20 protein-coding genes are annotated in these 18,658 nt (G+C 60.7%); 7 read left to right on the top strand and 13 right to left on the bottom strand.

Features of this window, described 5'->3' with window-relative positions; all coding sequences use genetic code 11:
- Positions 1 to 429 (bottom strand): carbon starvation CstA family protein (locus AC30D9_RS26920; protein ID WP_490145207.1); only part of this gene is annotated, 429 nt, incomplete at its 3' end.
- A gap of 158 nt (positions 430 to 587) precedes the next feature.
- On the opposite strand from AC30D9_RS26920, the gene AC30D9_RS26915 reads away from it, so the two are divergent.
- Positions 588 to 950 (top strand): PilZ domain-containing protein, encoded by a 363-nt coding sequence (locus AC30D9_RS26915; RefSeq protein WP_134925899.1) that lies wholly within the window; start codon positions 588 to 590, stop codon positions 948 to 950.
- Between the two features lie 159 nt (positions 951 to 1,109).
- Here the strand turns inward: AC30D9_RS26915 and radA are convergent, their stop codons facing one another.
- The 3 genes from radA to katB all read right to left on the bottom strand — a co-directional run bounded on the left by radA (position 1,110) and on the right by katB (position 4,749).
- Entirely contained in the window at positions 1,110 to 2,477 is a 1,368-nt protein-coding gene (gene radA, locus AC30D9_RS26910; RefSeq protein ID WP_030140305.1) for a DNA repair protein RadA, read from the bottom strand.
- A gap of 43 nt (positions 2,478 to 2,520) precedes the next feature.
- Positions 2,521 to 3,069: an ankyrin repeat domain-containing protein gene (locus tag AC30D9_RS26905; protein ID WP_134926699.1), complete on the bottom strand. Its 549-nt coding sequence runs from the start codon at positions 3,067 to 3,069 to the stop codon at positions 2,521 to 2,523.
- 138 nt (positions 3,070 to 3,207) lie between these two features.
- A complete protein-coding gene (gene katB, locus AC30D9_RS26900; RefSeq protein ID WP_307575112.1) occupies positions 3,208 to 4,749 on the bottom strand; it encodes a catalase KatB in 1,542 nt (513 codons plus the stop codon).
- Between the two features lie 282 nt (positions 4,750 to 5,031).
- Here katB and mscL point away from each other — a divergent pair, with 282 nt between their 5' ends.
- Positions 5,032 to 5,445: a large-conductance mechanosensitive channel protein MscL gene (gene mscL, locus AC30D9_RS26895; RefSeq protein ID WP_072411386.1), complete on the top strand. Its 414-nt coding sequence runs from the start codon at positions 5,032 to 5,034 to the stop codon at positions 5,443 to 5,445.
- 42 nt (positions 5,446 to 5,487) lie between these two features.
- Here the strand turns inward: mscL and AC30D9_RS26890 are convergent, their stop codons facing one another.
- Positions 5,488 to 6,264, bottom strand: a complete 777-nt coding sequence (locus tag AC30D9_RS26890; protein ID WP_490145206.1) for a ferredoxin--NADP reductase — start codon at positions 6,262 to 6,264, stop codon at positions 5,488 to 5,490.
- A gap of 264 nt (positions 6,265 to 6,528) precedes the next feature.
- On the opposite strand from AC30D9_RS26890, the gene AC30D9_RS26885 reads away from it, so the two are divergent.
- Positions 6,529 to 7,269: an autoinducer binding domain-containing protein gene (locus AC30D9_RS26885; RefSeq protein ID WP_245150873.1), complete on the top strand. Its 741-nt coding sequence runs from the start codon at positions 6,529 to 6,531 to the stop codon at positions 7,267 to 7,269.
- Between the two features lie 181 nt (positions 7,270 to 7,450).
- Positions 7,451 to 8,575: a methyltransferase gene (locus tag AC30D9_RS26880; protein ID WP_490145205.1), complete on the top strand. Its 1,125-nt coding sequence runs from the start codon at positions 7,451 to 7,453 to the stop codon at positions 8,573 to 8,575.
- A 40-nt stretch (positions 8,576 to 8,615) separates the two neighbouring features.
- Here the strand turns inward: AC30D9_RS26880 and AC30D9_RS26875 are convergent, their stop codons facing one another.
- From AC30D9_RS26875 to AC30D9_RS26865, 3 genes are read right to left on the bottom strand one after another with little or no spacing between them, the layout of a single operon-like run.
- Positions 8,616 to 8,780 carry a DUF2474 domain-containing protein gene (locus tag AC30D9_RS26875; protein WP_003205785.1) on the bottom strand — a complete coding sequence of 55 codons (165 nt, stop codon included), beginning with the start codon at positions 8,778 to 8,780 and terminating at the stop codon, positions 8,616 to 8,618.
- Between the two features lie 12 nt (positions 8,781 to 8,792).
- Entirely contained in the window at positions 8,793 to 9,800 is a 1,008-nt protein-coding gene (gene cydB / locus AC30D9_RS26870; RefSeq protein WP_053125566.1) for a cytochrome d ubiquinol oxidase subunit II, read from the bottom strand.
- Positions 9,801 to 9,803: 3 nt separating this feature from the next.
- On the bottom strand, positions 9,804 to 11,234 hold the full coding sequence (locus tag AC30D9_RS26865; protein ID WP_134925902.1) for a cytochrome ubiquinol oxidase subunit I: 1,431 nt from the start codon (positions 11,232 to 11,234) through the stop codon (positions 9,804 to 9,806).
- Between the two features lie 532 nt (positions 11,235 to 11,766).
- Between AC30D9_RS26865 and AC30D9_RS26860 the strand changes: the two genes are divergently transcribed.
- Positions 11,767 to 13,005: an MFS transporter gene (locus AC30D9_RS26860; protein ID WP_134925903.1), complete on the top strand. Its 1,239-nt coding sequence runs from the start codon at positions 11,767 to 11,769 to the stop codon at positions 13,003 to 13,005.
- On the opposite strand, the gene AC30D9_RS26855 is transcribed toward AC30D9_RS26860, so the two are convergent.
- Genes AC30D9_RS26855 through AC30D9_RS26845 form a run of 3 tightly spaced genes read right to left on the bottom strand, consistent with a single transcriptional unit; the run spans position 13,002 to position 16,725 of the window.
- Positions 13,002 to 15,203: a xanthine dehydrogenase family protein molybdopterin-binding subunit gene (locus AC30D9_RS26855; RefSeq protein ID WP_490145204.1), complete on the bottom strand. Its 2,202-nt coding sequence runs from the start codon at positions 15,201 to 15,203 to the stop codon at positions 13,002 to 13,004. The genes AC30D9_RS26860 and AC30D9_RS26855 overlap by 4 nt on opposite strands.
- Positions 15,203 to 16,204: an FAD binding domain-containing protein gene (locus tag AC30D9_RS26850; protein ID WP_490145203.1), complete on the bottom strand. Its 1,002-nt coding sequence runs from the start codon at positions 16,202 to 16,204 to the stop codon at positions 15,203 to 15,205. Before AC30D9_RS26850 ends, AC30D9_RS26855 begins: the two co-directional genes overlap by 1 nt.
- Positions 16,201 to 16,725, bottom strand: coding sequence for a (2Fe-2S)-binding protein (locus AC30D9_RS26845; protein WP_134925906.1), 525 nt, complete (start codon positions 16,723 to 16,725; stop codon positions 16,201 to 16,203). Before AC30D9_RS26845 ends, AC30D9_RS26850 begins: the two co-directional genes overlap by 4 nt.
- Before the next feature lie 190 nt (positions 16,726 to 16,915).
- Here AC30D9_RS26845 and AC30D9_RS26840 point away from each other — a divergent pair, with 190 nt between their 5' ends.
- Positions 16,916 to 17,194 (top strand): type II toxin-antitoxin system RelE/ParE family toxin, encoded by a 279-nt coding sequence (locus AC30D9_RS26840; RefSeq protein ID WP_134925907.1) that lies wholly within the window; start codon positions 16,916 to 16,918, stop codon positions 17,192 to 17,194.
- Positions 17,195 to 17,209: 15 nt separating this feature from the next.
- Positions 17,210 to 17,497, top strand: coding sequence for a HigA family addiction module antitoxin (locus AC30D9_RS26835; protein WP_134925908.1), 288 nt, complete (start codon positions 17,210 to 17,212; stop codon positions 17,495 to 17,497).
- Positions 17,498 to 17,503: 6 nt separating this feature from the next.
- On the opposite strand, the gene AC30D9_RS26830 is transcribed toward AC30D9_RS26835, so the two are convergent.
- Together AC30D9_RS26830 and AC30D9_RS26825 are read right to left on the bottom strand one after the other, a co-directional pair.
- On the bottom strand, positions 17,504 to 18,070 hold the full coding sequence (locus tag AC30D9_RS26830; RefSeq protein WP_490145202.1) for a DJ-1 family glyoxalase III: 567 nt from the start codon (positions 18,068 to 18,070) through the stop codon (positions 17,504 to 17,506).
- A gap of 75 nt (positions 18,071 to 18,145) precedes the next feature.
- Positions 18,146 to 18,601, bottom strand: a complete 456-nt coding sequence (locus AC30D9_RS26825) for a DUF4879 domain-containing protein (RefSeq protein WP_490145201.1) — start codon at positions 18,599 to 18,601, stop codon at positions 18,146 to 18,148.
- Between the last annotated feature and the right edge of the window lie 57 nt (positions 18,602 to 18,658).

Raw genomic sequence — 18,658 nt, 5'->3', positions numbered from 1 at the left:
AGTGGACAGGAACAGGACCATGAAGTCCTGCACCGCACCGGCCAGCACCACGCCGGCGATCAGCCAGAGCGTGCCGGGCAGGTAGCCCATCTGCGCCGCCAGCACCGGCCCGACCAGCGGCCCCGCGCCGGCAATGGCCGCGAAGTGGTGGCCGAAGAGGATGTGTTTGTTGGTCGGGACATAGTCCAGGCCATCGTTGTTGAGCACGGCGGGGGTGGCCCGGCGCGCATCGAGTTGCATCACGTTGTTGGCGATGAAGAGGCTGTAGTAGCGATAGGCGACCAGGTAGATGGCCACGGCTGCGACGACGATCCAGAGGGCGTTGATCGCCTCGCCTCGACGCAAGGCCACGACGCCCAGGGCGCACGCTCCTACGACGGCCAGCAGTAGCCAGGGTAGATGGCGCAGCAGGCTATTATTGTTTTTCATTTTTATATTCCAGCCAGGGTGGACAAGAAAGACAGCCACTGGAGTTTAGCGCTAACCAGGACAAAGGCCATACCCGACATTCGTCTGTCGGCGGCCAAACGGTGACGATGCTCCGCCAGCAGGGTCTATAGTCAATGAATCTTCAGAGGGAATACGTAATGAGCGATCGTCGCCGCTTCGTACGAATCGAATTCCATGCCAGGACCGAACTGAGCCAGGAGCCCTTCATCTGGCCGGTGAAGTTGCTGGACGTGTCTCTCAAAGGCCTGCTGATTGAAAAGCCCGAACCCTGGCTCGGTAATCCCGAGGAACCCTTCATAGCCGTTATCCACCTGAGCAAAGAAAAAGAGGAGGCCGTGAGGATGAAAGTCCGGTTACGCCACGACGATCATGGCCACCTGGGCTTCGTCTGCGAGCATATCGACCTGGACTCCATCGCCCACCTGCGCCGACTGGTAGAGCTGAACCTGGCCGATCATGATGAGCTGGAGCGGGAGTTGGCGGCGTTGATCCGGATCTGAATCAACGCCAATCCCTTGTGGCGAGGGGATTTATCCCCGCTGGGCTGCAAAGCAGCCCCAAATAAGCGACGCCAATCGACCTGAAACACCGAGTTGTCAGGTTTTAGGGCTGCTTCGCAGCCCAACGGGGATAAATCCCCTCGCCACAGGGCTGCGGTATCACTCGAACAACGCATCCAACGCCTGTTCCAGGCGTGTCACGGCAATGATCTGCAACCCCGCTGGCGCTTCCTTCGGCGCGTTGCCCTTGGGCACGATGGCGCGTTTGAAACCGTGCTTGGCCGCCTCCTTGAGCCGCTCCTGCCCACTGGGCACCGGCCGCACTTCGCCCGACAGCCCCACTTCGCCGAACACCAACAGATCGTGGGGCAACGGCCGGTTGCGCAGGCTGGACATGACCGCCGCCATCAACGCCAGGTCCGAGGCGGTTTCCAGCACCTTGACCCCACCCACGACGTTGAGGAACACGTCCTGGTCGTGAGTCGGAATCCCACCGTGTCGATGCAACACCGCCAACAGCATGGCCAGCCGATTCTGATCCAGCCCCAGGGTGACCCGACGCGGGTTCGCCAGGTGGCTGTCGTCCACCAGCGCTTGCACTTCCACCAGCATCGGGCGGGTGCCTTCCCAAGTCGCCATGACCACGCTGCCCGGTACTTCTTCCTGGGCACGTGTCAGAAAGATCGCCGAAGGATTCGAGACTTCTTTCAGGCCCCGGTCGGTCATGCCGAACACACCCAGTTCGTTGACGGCACCAAAGCGGTTCTTCACCGCCCGCAACAAACGCAGGCGCCCGTCGGATTCGCCCTCGAAATACAAAACCGTATCGACCATGTGCTCCAGCACACGTGGCCCCGCCAGCGCACCTTCCTTGGTGACGTGGCCCACCAGGAAAATCGCCGTGCCGCTCTGCTTGGCGTAGCGCACCAGCAACGCCGCGCTTTCGCGCACCTGGGACACGCCGCCCGGGGCCGATTGCAGTTGTTCGGTGAAAATGGTCTGGATCGAGTCGATCACCATGACCTTGGGTTTTTCCAGGCGCGCCGTGGCGATGATGGTTTCGATGCAGGTCTCGGTCATGACCCGCAGTTGGTCCTGGGGCAACCCCAGGCGCCGGGCGCGCATGGCGACTTGCTGCTGGGACTCTTCGCCGGTGACGTACAGGGCCGGCATGCGGGTGGCAAGGTTGCACAAGGTTTGCAACAGGATGGTGGATTTGCCGATACCCGGATCGCCGCCGATCAGCACCACCGAACCGTCTACCAGGCCACCGCCCAGTACGCGGTCCAGTTCACCGGACGCGGTGGAGAAACGTGGAATTTCTTCGACGCTGACTTCGGCCAGGGTCTTGATCTGCGCCTGCTGCCCGGCCCAGCCAGTGCGACCGGTGGGCGCCGCCGCTCCGCCGCTCTCCACCATGGTTTCGGTCAGGGTGTTCCAGGCCCCGCACTCGCTGCACTGGCCGGCCCATTTGGGAAAGGTCGAGCCGCACTCGGTGCAGCCGTACATGCGCTTTGCCTTGGCCATCTGAACTCCGGGGTCAAAACCGCGATGATAGCCCAGTGAAGGTTCACTGAGGGGCCGGCATTCTGATTTCACCCTTGGCCAGGCCCATCGCGGTATTGCCCAACGGATCCTTGGCCTCCAGGTCGGCGCCCTTGGCCTTCAAGGCGTCGAGCAATTCATCACGCTTGAACAGACCGGCATACATCGCCGCAGTCTGCCCGGCACCATTGCGTTGGTCCGGACTGCAATCGGTGGCCAACAAACGGCGGGCAATCTGCACTTCGCCCTTGAAAATGGCGCCCATCAACGCCGTGTTGCCACGCTTGTCCTGGGCACAGGCATCGGCCCCCGCCGCCAGCAGCCGCTCCACCGCCGGGCCGTGGCCGTGATAGGCCGCCAGAATCAGCGCGGTGTAGCCCTTCTCATCCCGGGTATCCAGCGAGTAACCGGCCTCTATAAAGGTATCGAGCATCGGCACATCACCGCGGCGAGCGGCGTCGAAATAATAGTTTTGCAATTGTTCCTGTACGGCCGCCGGCTCAGTGGGTATTGGCTGATCGGCCAGTACGCCCATTGACCAGATCGCCAGCATCGATAAAAAGAATCTGCGCATCATGACGTCTCCTCTGGCATACGCCTGTGGGAGCATGGCTTGTCCGCGATGCAGACAACTCGGTCTGGCTTCAGACCGCAGCGCCTGCTTCGCGAGCAAGCTTTGCTCCCACAGGCTATGCACTTATCGGACTGTGAATCAGTCGCTCAGTTTTTCCGCCAGGGCCTTGACCCGGGCCAGGTCGCCTTTGGCGACACGGGCCACGCCAGTGCCGTACTCAGGGTCAGCCTTGTAGAGGAACGACAGGATGATGTGCTTGCTCTCGTCATCGGTGGTCGCCAAAGAGCCGCCGAAGCTTTCGATCAGGTCATCACGCTCTTTCTTGCTGAACGAACGATACAAATCACCGGCTTGCTTGAAGTTCTGCTCACGCTGGATCTTCGCCTGCTGGGTACTGCCGGTCAGCGCAGTCTGGCTGTAGCGTGCCGCTTGCGGTTCTTCACGCGGCGTCAGGCGGCTTGGCTGATAGTTCACGCCGGTGCTGGTGCTGCCAGGGTTCATCGCGCCGTCCTGGTTACCGTTGTTCACTGCCACCTTGGGGGCATTGATCGGCAATTGCAGGGCATTGGCGCCTATCCGGTACATCTGCGTGTCGGCGTAGGAAAAGACTCGCCCCTGGAGCAGACGGTCCTCGGAAGGTTCGATACCCGGCACCAGATTGGCAGGCGCCATGGCCACCTGTTCGGTTTCCTGGAAGACATTCGCCGGATTGCGGTTCAAGACCATTTGCCCGACTTTTCGCTCAGGCACACCCGGCCAGATCTTGGTCGCGTCCAGTGGGTCGAAGTCAAACTTGGCAAGGTCCTGTGGGTTCAGTACCTGGACGTACAAGTCCCACTTCGGGAAGTCGCCCTTATTAATATGAGCCACCAGATCGTTTGTCATATGGCTGTAATCTTGACCCTGAACTTTCACCACTTCTTTCGGATCGAGGTTTTTCAGCCCCTGCAAACTTTTCCAATGAAACTTAACGTAGTGAATTTCACCCTTGGCGTTAACTAGTTTGTAAGCATGCACGCCGTTACCGTCCATTTCACGATAACTGGCCGGTGTTCCGGAGTTGGAATACAACTCGGTCAGGGTGCGCGTCGACTCTGGTACGTGGGAGAAGAAATCGAAACGACGTGAATCATCGTCCAGATTGGTCCGGGGGTCAGGCTTGAAGGCGTGGACCATGTCTGGAAACTTGATGGCATCGCGGATGAAGAAGGTCGGGAAGTTGTTACCCACCAAGTCCCAATTGCCATCGGCGGTGTAGAACTTTGTGGCGAAACCACGGGGGTCGCGCAGGGTTTCCGGCGAATGATTGCCGTGTACCACGGCAGAAAAACGCACGAACACTGGCGTGACCTGGCCTGCGGCAAAGACCTTGGCCTTGGTCAGGTCGCTGAGATCGTTGGAAACCGTGAATGTGCCGTGGGCGCCAGTACCACGGGCGTGCACCACGCGCTCGGGGATGCGTTCACGGTCAAAGCGCTGGAGCTTCTGGATCAACTGCACGTCTTGCAACAGGGTTGGACCGTTGGGGCCCGCCGTTTGCGAGTTCTGGTTGTCGCCGACAGCCGCACCGTTGTCCCGGGTCAGGGTGGCCGCGTTGACAGACAAGGACAAAAGGCTCGCGGTCAGCACAAAAAAAGCGCGGCGATGGGAATAAGGCCCGTAGCCAAGGGAAGTATTCATAGGCGTGTTCCTCTGATGTTATAGAGCGCATCCATGTGCGCCATGCAGAGGCTAGTGCTCGAAAAAGGAAAACCTAAATAGAAATGCCGTACCGTGCCGATAGAAAAAACGTTGTGGGGACGCGGCCTGAATCCGCGTATCACGCGCGATTGATGGCACTTTGAAAACTTTTCACTCGGGGCCGGGTCGATAACTGAAGCTTTGTAAGCCGGTGTTTCGAGCGGGACTCGTTGGGCTGATTTACACTGCCAATCGTCTTTCATCTGTCACAAGGAATAACTCATGGGCGTGCTAAGCGAGTTCAAGGCCTTCGCGGTCAAGGGCAATGTCGTCGACATGGCCGTCGGGATCATCATCGGTGCCGCTTTCGGCAAGATCGTTTCGTCATTCGTTGGCGACGTGGTCATGCCTCCAATTGGCCTGCTGATCGGAGGGGTGGACTTCAGTGACCTGGCCATCACTCTCAAGGCCGCCCAGGGTGATGCGCCTGCCGTGGTGCTGGCCTACGGTAAATTCATCCAGAGCACCATTGACTTCATCATCGTGGCGTTCGCCATTTTCATGGGCGTCAAGGCCATCAACCGCCTCAAGCGCGAAGAAGCCGTAGCTCCCAGCGCGCCACCGGTTCCGACCAAGGAAGAACTGCTGCTCACCGAAATTCGCGACCTGCTCAAGGCTCAGAACGAACGGCCCTGAACCGGTCGGACACTGCCATAACCCCAACTGATCGACATCGGGCTACCAGTAGTTTTCCACCGCCACTTGGCCTGGCCTGCGGGTCAGGCTCAGTTGCAACCCCCTGGCCTTGAGCAATTTGCGCGTGTCGTCGATCATTTGCGGGTTGCCACATAACATCACTCGCGAATGCTCCGGCGTCAGCGCTACACCGGCCACTCGCTCCAGCTCGCCATTTTCGATCAGCGTGGTAATCCGCCCATTGAGCGCCCCCGGATGCTGCTCGCGGGTGACGGTGGCGATGAAACGAAACTTATGAGCGTACTCGGCCAGGTAATCGCGCTGGGGCAGGTCCTTGATCAACTCCTGATACGCCAGCTCTCGTGCCTCGCGCACGCTGTACACCAGGATGATCCGCTCGAATTTCTCCCATACCTCAAAATCCTGAAGGATCGAAAGAAACGGCGCCACCCCCGTCCCCGTGGACAGCAGCCACAAATCCCGACCGTCGACGAAACGATCCGGCGTCAGGTAGCCGAAGGCCTGCCGCTCCACCAGCAGTTCGTCACCCGGCTGCAAGCGACTGAGTTCACTGGTGAACTCACCATGGGGTACCACGATGGAAAAGAACTCGAGGAACTCGTCGAACGGCGAAGACACCATGGAATATGCCCGCCAAACGGTGGTCCCGTCCGCCTTGACCACTCCCAGGCGGGCAAACTGACCCGCCCGGAAGCGAAAGCCGCGATCCCGGGTCGTACGCAAAGTAAACAGATGAGGTGTCAACGGCTGGACATCGAGCAGGGTTTGACGGGTGAACTTCTCTGCGCTGTCGGTCATGAGCCACTCCAAGGGGACAAGGCTCACAGTGTCCCGCAAAGCGAGCGTCTTCACCACCAACGGCGAGTAATAGCACTTTAGTCACTAGTTCCACGCCATCGGCCAAAACTTTCACCAAACCTATACAAGGCTGCAACTACTGTAACGAAATTAATTTAAAAGTTTATTTTATTAAACATTTCCAAATGTAAGCGAACCAAAAAAAACTCACTACAAATTAAGAATAGTCCTACACTGAAATTTCGCATCATGGATTGGATCCGCATGGACGAATCAACCCAGGAGAGAGCGATGGAAAGGTGGAAGGACTTGCTATTGAGAAAGTTGTCTTGTGAAAAAGACCTGCAGACGGCCTATCGTCTGGTCCTGAATTTCTTTAACAATCAGGGATTTGAATATTGCGCATTTGCAGCCTATCTCGGAAGCCCCGACAAGCACACCAGCAAGGTGAACCTGAATAACTACCCTTATGGATGGGACAGACTTTATGAACAGAATGGCTATGCGTCGAACGATCCGTTAGTAGCACATTGCAATCAATCACCGCTCCCCATCTTGTGGGATGAGACTGTTTTCGCTCAGGCCCCCAAGTTATGGCGAGAACTTAATCGACAGGGACTCAGGTATGGCTGGACCCAATCCGTTCATGACGACCAGGGGGCACGTTGTAGCCTGTTCAGCCTGGCCCGGAGCCATTGCCCCATTGATATCGAGGAACATTACGCAAACCTCGGCTATGCCATCTTCGCCAGTCAAAGGCTGCACGTACTCGCCAGCAAAAAATTGTCTGACGCCCTGGCAATCAAGCCAAAATACCACCTGTCGCCCAGAGAGATCGAAGTGTTGAGGTGGTCTGCCGAAGGCAAGACAGCGTCGGAAGTGGGCAGGATTCTCTGTCTTTCCGAACGAACCGTGAATTTCCATGTGTGCAGCTGCATGCGGAAACTGAACGTCAGCAATAAAATTTCAGCGGTGGCAAAAGCGGCCCAGATCCATGTGATCTGAGCAGTGGAGTGGCAGCGTCAGGCTGAAAACCTGCGAGTAATGTGCAACAAAAAAACGTACCATTTACGGTCCCACTTGAATGATGCCGCTTCTTGCACGCGACGCAGTTCATTCAGGCGGTCCCGCACAGACACCTACCCCCAGGCAGCGGGACATTCGTTGATCTCCAGAGTCCCCAGCCATGCCCCTGCTCGACAGCCCCTTCGCTCAACTCGACCTGATCCGCCAACCCGAACAGCAGAACGAACCACTGCAAGCCTTTGATGCGGCCGATGAATACCTGCTCGCGTACCTGGCCGAACAACAGCCAAGCGTGCAGACTCGGGTCCTGGTGCTCAATGACGGCTTTGGCGCCCTGGCGGCCAGCCTGGCCGGCAAGGTCGAAGTGACCAGCAGCAGTGATTCCTTCCTGGCATTGCAGGCGCTGGAGAAAAACCTGGTGCGCAACGGCCGCCCCTTCGATGCGGTGCCGACGTTGCCTGCCAGCGAGCCCCCGACCGGCCCATTCGATCGTGTCCTGGTCAAAGTACCGAAGACCCTGGCCCTGCTGGAGGAACAGCTGATTCGCCTGCAAGGCCAACTGGCACCAGGCGCCCAGGTGATTGCCGGGGCCATGATCAAGCACCTGCCCCGGGCCGCCGGCGATTTGCTGGAGCGGTATATCGGCCCGGTGCAGGCCTCCCTGGCGCAGAAAAAAGCCCGCCTGTTGATCGCCACGCCGCAAGCCAAGCCGCCCTGCGTATCGCCCTACCCCACGCGTTACTGGCTGGACGAACCGAAGATCGAACTGCTCAACCATGCCAACGTGTTCTGCCGCGAAGGCCTGGATATCGGCACCCGCGCATTCCTGCCACATCTGCCGAAAAACCTCGGGACAGCCCGTGTCGCAGACCTGGGCTGCGGCAACGGCGTGCTCGCCATCGCCAGTGCCCTGCAAAACCCCGAGGCCCACTACACCCTGGTGGACGAGTCGTACATGGCCGTGCAATCGGCCGCCGAAAACTGGCGTGCGGCCCTGGGCGAACGCGATGCGATCATCCGGGCCGGCGATGGCCTGGCCGGGCAAGAAGCGCAGTCGCTGGATGTGGTGCTGTGCAATCCGCCTTTCCACCAGCAGCAAGTGGTGGGCGATTTCCTCGCCTGGCGAATGTTCCAGCAGGCTCGCGAAGCGTTGGTAGTGGGCGGCGCGCTGTACATCGTCGGCAACCGGCACCTGGGCTACCACAGCAAACTGGCGCGGTTGTTCCGAGGCGTCGAACAAGTGGCCGCCACGCCGAAATTCGTGATACTCAAAGCCCGGAAATAAATCGTCCCCTGTGGGCGCAACGCTTGCTCCCACAGGGAAGTCAGTGGGTGGTCAGCCCCGCGGCATTCATGAACATCCGCATCAGGCTGGCGACGATGAACAACGCCAGCACACTGCCGGCCCAGATCAGCGCCAACCAGCCGAGCCGCTGCCATAGCGGCTTGCGTTCGGCGGCCTCGATGTCTTTCAAGTCAGGTTTGGCCATGCTCAACGTCCCTCAATGGTAACCGTCGTCATGGGTCACCTTGCCGCGGAACACGTAGTAGCTCCAGAAGGTGTACACCAGGATCAACGGAATGATGAACAGCGTGCCGACCAACATGAAACCTTGGCTCTGGGGCGGTGACGAGGCGTCCCAGATCGAGATGGACGGTGGCACGATGTTTGGCCACAAGCTGATGCCCAAGCCGCTGTAGCCGAGGAAGATCAACACCAGGGTCAGGATGAATGGCGTGTAGTTGGCGTTGCGCGCCACCGCGCGGAACAAGCCGTACATGGTCACCAGCACCAGGATCGGCACCGGCAGGAACCAGAACAGGTTCGGCAACGTGAACCAGCGGGCCGCGATGTCCGCGTGGGCCAGCGGTGTCCAGATGCTGACGATACCGATCACCGCCAACACCACGAACGCCAGCGGCCGGGCCAGGTCATGCATCTGCTCTTGCAGCTTGCCCTCGGTCTTCATGATCAGCCAGGTGCAGCCGAGCAAGGCATAGGCCGCGATCAACGCCAGGCCACAGAACACCGTGAATGGCGTGAACCAGTCCAAGGAGCCACCAGCGAACTGGCGATTGACCACCTCGAAGCCATCGATGAACGCCCCCAGCGCCACCCCCTGGAAGAAAGTGGCCGTCAGAGAGCCGCCAATGAATGCCTTGTCCCACAGGTGGCGCTTCTCGGCCTTGGCCTTGAAGCGGAATTCGAAGGCCACGCCGCGGAAGATCAACCCGATGAGCATCAGGATCAACGGCAGGTACAGCGCCGAAAGCACTACCGAATAAGCCAGCGGAAACGCCCCGAACAGCCCGGCCCCTCCGAGCACCAGCCAGGTTTCGTTACCGTCCCAGACCGGCGCCACGGTGTTCATCATCACGTCGCGGTCGCGCTCGCCCTTGACGAAGGGGAAGAGAATACCGATCCCCAGGTCGAAACCGTCCATGATCACGTACATCATGATGCCGAAGATGATGACCACGGCCCAGATCAGCGGAAGATCAATACCCATGACTCAATTCCCCTTGTTCGAGCGGTCGTTTTGGTCCACATCGTCATCGGCGGCCGACAATGGCCGGGCCGGCGTACGTTTCTGGCCCGGGCCGCCATCGCTCGGCTCGGTTTCGTGGACCTGCGGCCCCTTGCGCACCAGACGCATCATGTAGCTCAAGCCCGCGCCGAACAGCGCGAAATACACCACGACGAACAGCACCAGGGTGATGCTCATCTGCGCAAAACTGTGGCCGGAGGAAGCGTCGGCGGTGCGCATCAAGCCGTAGACTACCCAAGGCTGACGACCGATTTCAGTGGTGAACCAGCCCGCCAGGATCGCAATCAGCCCGGACGGTCCCATCCACAGCACCATGTAAAGGAACGGTCGTGATTGGTAGATCCGATCGTTGCGGCGCAGCCACAGGCTGCACAGGCCAGTGAAAATCATCAGCAATCCAAGGCCCACCATGACCCGGAACGACCAGAACACGATGGTCGAGTTCGGTCGGTCCTCAGGAGGGAACTCCTTGAGGGCCGGCACCTGTTTGTCCAGGCTGTGAGTCAGGATCAAGCTTCCCAGATAGGGGATTTCCACGGCGAAGCGGGTCTTCTCGGCCTTCATGTCCGGCAGGCCGAACAGGATCAGCGGAGTCGGCTCGTTGCCGACGTTCTCCCAGTGGCCTTCGATGGCCGCGATCTTCGCCGGTTGATGCTTGAGGGTATTCAGGCCGTGGAAGTCACCGATGACCGCCTGGATCGGCGCCACCAGCAAGGCCATCCACATCGCCATCGACAGCATCCGGCGGATGGCCGGGGTATCGCGACCGCGCAAGAGATGCCAGGCCGCCGATGAACCGACGAAGAACGCCGTCGCAACGAACGCCGCCGTGGACATGTGCAGCAGGCGATAGGGGAACGAGGGGTTGAACACCACCGCCAGCCAATCCACCGGAATCACCCGGCCGTCGATGATTTCGTAGCCCTGCGGGGTCTGCATCCAGCTGTTGGAGGACAGGATCCAGAAGGTCGAGATCAACGTACCGATCGCCACCATCACCGTGGAGAAGAAGTGCAGGCCACGGCCAACGCGATTCCAGCCGAACAACATCACGCCGAGGAAACCCGCCTCGAGGAAGAACGCCGTGAGCACTTCGTAGGTCAGCAGCGGCCCGGTCACCGCCCCGGCGAAGTCCGAAAAGCGGCTCCAGTTGGTGCCGAACTGATAGGCCATGACCAATCCGGACACCACGCCCATGCCGAAGTTGACGGCGAAGATCTTCGACCAGAAGTGGTACAAGTCGCGATAGGTATCGTCGCGAGTCTTGAGCCACAGGCCTTCGAGCACCGCCAGGTAACTCGCCAGGCCAATGGTGATGGCCGGGAACAGGATGTGGAACGAGATGGTGAACGCGAACTGGATTCGGGCGAGATCGAGCGCCTCCAAACCGAACATAAGTCTTCCTCTGTCAGGTAAAACCGGCTGCGGGCGGGGCCTGCATCACAAGCCCCAGGGATATGGAGTGCGATGCTTTTCAAATCGTTCTTTTTATAACCGTCACAACGCAGGACTCTGGCCGGATGGCCGCCAGCCCAACGCCTCGAGAGGTATTGACCTGGATCAAGCAATGTTCAAAGAGTAGTCGCATTATCGCCGATGAACGGCGTGGTCTTTTGTCGCGTGGCAGGTTGTCTCAGTGTGTTGCGGGAGCGCGGCGCCGGTGGAAGTCTTTTTGTGGCGAGGGGATTTATCCCTGATCTGTGGGAGCAAAGCTTGCTCGCGAAACAGTCACCTCGATCTCTGAAAGACCGCGTCGCCCTCATCGCGGGCAAGCCTTGCTCCCACAGAGGGATAAATCCCTTCGCCACAATAAATCTCATCACCAGGAATCTAAATCGATGTTTGGCTAACTATTTTTCCAGCCAACGCAACTTCCTGTTACAGCTCGGTGATAATCTCGTGGTCTTCACCACCGGACCCGTCATAGATGCCCAGCCAAGTGCCGCTGCTGCTCCGTCACCATCGTCCCTTCATCGCCTTCTGGCTGGCCCGGATATTCACCGCCAGTGGTTTCCAGATGCTCACCGTGGCCATTGGCTGGAATCTCTATCAACTGACCGGCAACGTCCTCGACTTGGGCCTGGTGGGGTTGGTGGAGTTTGCCCCGCGCGTGCTGTTCATGCTTCACACCGGGCATGTGGCTGATCGTTATGACCGGCGTAAGGTCGCGGCCATCTGCCAGTCATTGCAGGCGATGATTGCCCTGGCGCTGGTGATCGGCAGCGCCACCGACAATGTCACCCGGGAAATGATCTTCATCCTTGCCTTCCTCCTGGGCGCCGCCCGCTCCTTCGAGATGCCCACCACCCAGGCGCTGCTGCCCAGTATCGTGCCGGCGGGCCTGTTTCCCCGGGCCGTGGCCGCCGCGCAATCGGCCCAGCAATCAGCCACCATCGTCGCCCCGGCACTCGGCGGCCTGCTCTATGCCTTCGGCAGCATCTGGGTGTATGGGCCGACCGTGGTGCTCTACCTCATCGCCTGTTGCCTGATGCTCAACCTGCCCGCCCGACAGACGCCGCTGAACAAAGGCAAGGCGACATTGGACTCATTGCTGGCCGGGATTCGCTTCATTCGCAGTCGCCCGGACATTCTCGGCGCGATCTCCCTGGACCTGTTCGCGGTGTTGCTCGGCGGCGCGACGGCGCTGTTGCCGGTGTTCGCCAAGGACATCCTGCTCACCGGTCCCTGGGGCCTGGGCCTGTTGCGCTCGGCGCCGGCGGTCGGGGCCTTGCTGATGTCGCTGTGGCTGGCGCGGTTTGCCGTGGAGCGCAAGGTCGGCCGAGTGATGTTCACTGCGGTGGGCGTGTTCGGCGTCGCCACCATTGCCTTCGGCCTCTCCACCTCGTTCTGGTTTTCCCTGGCGGTGCTAGTGGTGTTGGGCGCGGCGGACATGATCAGCATGGTCATCCGCGCTTCCTTCGTGCAGTTGGAAACACCGGATGAAATGCGTGGCCGGGTCAGCGCGGTGAACGGGCTGTTCATCGGCGCTTCGAACCAGCTGGGCGAGTTCGAGTCCGGCCTCACCGCCCACTGGTTCGGCACCGTGCCGGCGGTGGTCATGGGCGGCGTCGGTACGCTGCTGGTGACCGGGGCCTGGATCAAACTGTTCCCGACCCTGGCCAGCCGCGACCGGATGCACGAACCGGCAGAAGCAGTAAAAGCCTAAAGCAACTTGTCGAGTGTGATCGGAAAGTCCCGCACCCGTTTACCGGTGGCGTGATAGATCGCGTTGGCCACCGCCGCCGCCACACCGACGACACCGATTTCACCGACGCCCTTGGACCCGAGGGCGTTGACGATCTCGTCCTGTTCCTCGACAAAAATCACTTCGATGTCACCGATGTCGGCACTGACCGGCACGTGATACTCGGCCAGGTTGTGATTCATGTGGCGACCCAGGGTGTGATCGGTCAGGGTTTCTTCGTGCAAAGCCATGCCGACGCCCCATACCACGCCACCGAGAATCTGGCTGCGGGCGGTTTTCGGGTTGACGACCCGGCCGGCGGCGATGGCGCTCACCACGCGGTTGACCCTCACCGTCCCCAGGTCTTCATCCACCAGCACTTCGACGAACACCGCCGAGTGCGTGGCCGTGGCGTAGGCCTGGCGTTTTTCATCCGGCTTGGCCGTGACTTGGGCTTGCAACGGGGTCTCGCCGCTTTTCTGCGCCAACTCCGCCAATGCAACGCTCGCGTCGCCAAGCCGCAGTTGGCCGTCCACAAACGTCACTTGTTCAAGGGTCGCGCCACCGAAGGCCGGACACGCCTGGCGAGCCACGGCCAGGAGTTTTTCCTTCAGCGCTTCACAGGTTTGCTGCACGGCGGTGCCCACCGACGAAACCGTGAACGAACCGCCCTGCAACGGCGCGGTGGGCAGCGACGAATCACCCAGGACAAACGTGACGTCCTCAAGGGCAACGCCGCACGCCTCGGCGGCGATCTGGGTCATGACCGTGTAGGTCCCGGTGCCGATATCCGTGGTGGCGCTGCTGACAGTCAGCTTGCCATCGAGGTCCAGCGAGGCCCGGGCGCTGGCCTTCTGCTGCATGGCCTCCCATACACCACCGGCCATGCCCCAACCCACCAGTTGCCGCCCTTCACGCATGCTGCGCGGTTCCGGGTTGCGCTTGTCCCAGCCGAAACGACGGGCGCCTTGGGCATAACACTCGCGCAACTCTTTGCTGGAATACGGCTTGCCTTCGTTCTCGTTGCGTTCGGCGTAGTTGATCAACCGCAATTGCACCGGATCGATGGCCAGGGCGCAGGCCAGTTCATCCATGGCGCATTCCAGGCCAATCAAGCCCAGGGCCGCGCCAGGCGCGCGCATGTCCAGGGGCGTGTAGACGTCCAGGGGCACCAGCTTGTAGGTCAACTCAACGTTATCGCAGTGATAGAGCATGCCGCTCCACTCCACCACGTGTTCGGTGAAATCCTCGAAGCGCGAGGTCTGGCCGACGGCGGTGTGCGCCACGGCCAGCAAGCGACCGTTGGCCGCCGCCCCCAGTTGCACGCGCTGGAGGGTTCGCGGCCGATAGCCAAAGGTAAACATCTGTTGGCGCGTCAGGCTGACCCGCACGGAGCGCTTGAGGGCCAGTGCCGCCATCACCGCCAAAGGTAATTGGTACTGCGGGCGCAGCCCGGAACCGAAGGCGCCGCCGACAAACGCGGCAAACACTCGCACCTGCTCTTTCTCCAGCCCGAACACTTTTTGCACATAGGCCTGGCAGTTTTGCGTGCCTTGGGTCTTGTCGTGGATGTGCAGGCTGCCATCAGGTTGATACAGCACGGTGGAGGCGTGTGGCTCCATCGGGTTGTGGTGTTCAATCGGCGTGCTGTAGGACACATCCACGCTGAGCGCGGCGCTGGCGTACTCGCCCTGAAAATTCCCACGGGGCTTGGGCAGTTCGGCCGGTGCCGGATGGGCGTCGTTTTGCAGGGTGATCAGATCGGTCTGATGTTCCTGGGCCTCGTATTCGATTTCAACCAGCGAACCGGCATACCGGGCCAGCTCAAGGTTTTCCGCAACTACCAGGGCCAATGGCTGGCCGCTGTAGAGCACGTGGTCGTCGTACAGCGGCCGGAATGGCGAGCCGTCCGCCGCATCGGCATCCTGATAGGGCTCATCGTAGCTGGCGATCCTCGGCCGATTGGTGTGATCGATGATGGCGACCACACCGGGTAGCGCCAGGGCTCGGGAGGCATCGATGCGCAACACGCGGCCGCGCGCGATAGTGCCGGACACGACGCTGCCATGCAGCAGGCCAGCCTCGGGGTATTCACCGGCATAACGGGCCTGGCCCGTGACCTTGAGCAGGCCATCGACCCGGTCCAGTGGCTGCCCTATGGATTTGCTCGAAGCGTTCATCAGGCGTGTCCTCCCTGCGATGCGCAACCCAATGCGGCATCACTCAAGGCGCGGACAATCGCTCGGCGCGCCAATCGGACCTTGAAACCGTTGTGCTCCAACGGCTCGGCGTTTTGCAGCAGCGCATCGGCGGCGGCAGTGAAGGTTTCGCGGCTGACAGTCTGTCCGGCCAGCCAGCTCTCCACAGCCCGGTCGCGCCAGGGTTTGTGCGCCACGCCACCAAGGGCCAGGCGCGCCTGGCGGATCACCGGCCCATCCAGCTCCAGTGCCGCCGCCACCGAAACCAGCGCAAAAGCGTAGGAGGCGCGGTCACGGATCTTCAGGTAGTGGCTATGGTCGGCAAAACCGGCGGCAGGCAACTCGATGGCGGTGATCAACTCATCATCGGCCAACTGGTTATCCCGTTCCGGGGCATCGCCGGGCAGGCGATGGAAGTCGGCGAACTCGATGGTCCGCGCGCCACCTCGCCCCAGGACATGGACCACCGCTTCCAGGGCCGCCAAGGCCACGCACATGTCGGAAGGATGGGTGGCGACACATTGTTCGCTAGCGCCGAAAATCGCGTGGATCCGGTTCAAACCGTTCCGGGCCGGGCAACCGCTGCCGGGCTGGCGTTTGTTGCACGGTACGCTGGCGTCATAGAAGTAATAGCAGCGGGTGCGTTGCAGCAGGTTACCGCCGGTGCTGGCCATGTTGCGCAACTGCGGCGAGGCGCCGGCCAGGATCGCCTGGGACAGCAGCGGATAGCGGCGTTCGATCCATGGGTGCCAGGCCAGGTCGGCATTGCTCACCAGCGCACCGACCATCACCCCACCGGAAGGGGTTTCGCTGAGGTCCGCCAGGGGCAGACCGGTAATGTCGATCAGGTGCTCGGGGCGGGTCAGGTTTTCTTTCATCAGGTCCAGCAGGTTGGTGCCGCCGGCGATGAAACGTGACACCGGGCTCGATAAGTCGACGGCGGCCTGCACGGTGTCTGGCTTGCTGTACTGGAAGGGATTCATTGATCACCTCCCGGTTGCTGGCAGAGCGGCAATGCCTCTTCGATGGCATCACGAATGTTGTTGTAGGCGCCGCAACGGCAAAGGTTGCCGCTCATCAGTTCACTGATCTCTGCGCGGGTCTGCGCCCTGCCCTCGTTGACCAGCCCCACCGCCGAACAGATCTGCCCCGGCGTGCAATAACCGCACTGGAACGCGTCATGGGTGATGAAAGCCTGCTGCATGGGATGCAAGGCATCGTCACCGGCCAGGCCTTCAACGGTGGTCAACTCGGCGCCGTCGCACATCACGGCCAGGGTCAGGCAGGCGTTGATACGCTTGCCATCGCGCAGCACCGTGCAGGCACCGCACTGGCCGTGGTCGCAGCCTTTCTTGCTGCCCACCAGGTCCAGTTGCTCGCGCAGCAGGTCCAGCAGCGTGGTCCAGGGCAACACCTGCAGTTCACGCACCAGGCCATTAAGTGTCAGACGGATAGGATGACGGGCGAAGGATGCCGGCGTCGCTTCGGACAGGGTCGCGCTCATGGAACACCTCACGGTTGGTCGTACTCGCGGCGTTTTGGGGAACCGCCGTCATAAGGGGTACGACTTCTGGGTGGGGTGAGCGTTCAAGGCAATTTCGACGTCGTGGCCAGGCAAGAAGCACGGATTCAAGTGGTCTGTGCGGTATATATGTACCGCACCATCTGTAATGTATCGCCTTACACTCCTTTCCATGATTAAATCCTTCCAGCACAAAGGCCTCAGGCTCTTTTATGAGACGGGGTCGACCCGTGGCATCCGGGCGGACCACGGGAAACGCCTGGCCCGCATGCTCCAGTTCATGGACAGGGCACAGGCCGCCAACGACTTGGATATTCCCGGATGGCGATTGCATCCGCTCAAGGGTGAGCGGGATGGATACTGGTCGCTGGGGGTTTCGGGAAATTGGCGGGTTATTTTTCGTTTCATCGGGTCCGATATCGAACTGGTCGATTATCTGGACTACCACTGATCAGGAGGCTGGAACATGCCCATGCACAATCCGCCACACCCTGGCGACACCTTGCGGCTGGATGTGTTGCCCGAACTGGGCATCACGGTTACCGAACTGGCGCGGCACCTGGGTTTTGCCCGACCGCACCTCTCTCGGGTATTACATGGTCATGCGCCGGTCAGTCCTGATCTGGCCGTACGCCTGGAGCGTGCCGGGATCGGCAAGGCCAGGGTCTGGCTGGGCGTCCAGACCGACTACGATTTGTGGCAAGCCGAGCAACGCGTGCAGCCTGTTATCGAACCTTTCCCACAACACGCTTGATGTCTGTCAGGCCAGCAACTCCGCCGCCACCACGCTCCTCACACCCTTGCCACAGAGCTGCTCCACCAGCGTCAAGGCAAATGCCAGGGTGGCAGCCGAGCCTTGGGCGGTGATGCAATTGCCGTCCACCACCACGGGCTGATCGACGAAGTTGCAACCGGACAACTGCTGGCTCACGGCGGGCAGGCAAGTCATGCGCCGCTGGCGCAGTACGCCGAACGCTTGGAGCACCAGGGCCGGGGCTTCGGCAATGGCCGCGAAGAAGCGCCCGGTGGCAGCCTGGTCCTTGACCAGTTGTTGCAAAGGCTGGTGGGCCGACAAGTGCTGGGCGCCGATAATGCCGCCCGGCAGGACGATCAGGTCGAAATCCTGCACGAGCATGTCCACCAGCATGCCATCGGCGGTCAGGCGCGTGCCGCGGGCGCAGGTAAGCATCCGCCGCCCTTCGATACTCGCCACCACCACTTCGACCTGTGCTCGACGCAGCACATCGATCAGGGTGACGGTCTGCAGGTCATCGACACCTTCGGCGACGGCAATCAGGGCTCTAGGCATCTTGGTTCCAGGCATCATGGGCGCTCTCCGCTGGGTGGTTACTGAAGCCTAGTCAGGTTTGCCGGACCGCGTTCGGCTTGTCATGCCGGCAGGCTATTTAATGTACAGCTGGGTCGACATCCGGTTGCCCGGTGTGTTGATCGAGATGTTGCTGAAGCTGAAGGTCCCCTCTTGCTTACCCTTCAGGTCGAAGACGTACAAATAGCCCACGACTTTGGTCCGCGCCGAGCAGTCATTGAGATTGCCATTGCTGTACGCACACACCGGCGAACGGGTGCCGTCGACTTCAAAGCCGTCCAGGGTGACATGAGGTTGACGGCCATAGCCGACCTCCAGCACGTAAACCTTGATATTCGGGCCACTGTGATCGCAACGGGTCTGCTCCTGCCCCTGGGCGATGTCTTCGAAGCCACAGGCCGGCGACTCGACCTTGAGCACCTTGACCTCACTCAGCGGTGGCGCCGACGCGGCATTCGCAGCCTGGCCGGGCAACCACAGGCCCAGCGTGCAGCCCACTGCCGCCATCAGCTTTTTATTCATGCGATACATAGAGATCTCCCGGAACCGCGCGCAGTATGGCCCACTTGGCGCGTTGGCAAAACATCG

Source organism: Pseudomonas sp. DF11, assembly GCF_058148565.1.
This window is presented reverse-complemented; position numbering and strand designations above follow the sequence as displayed.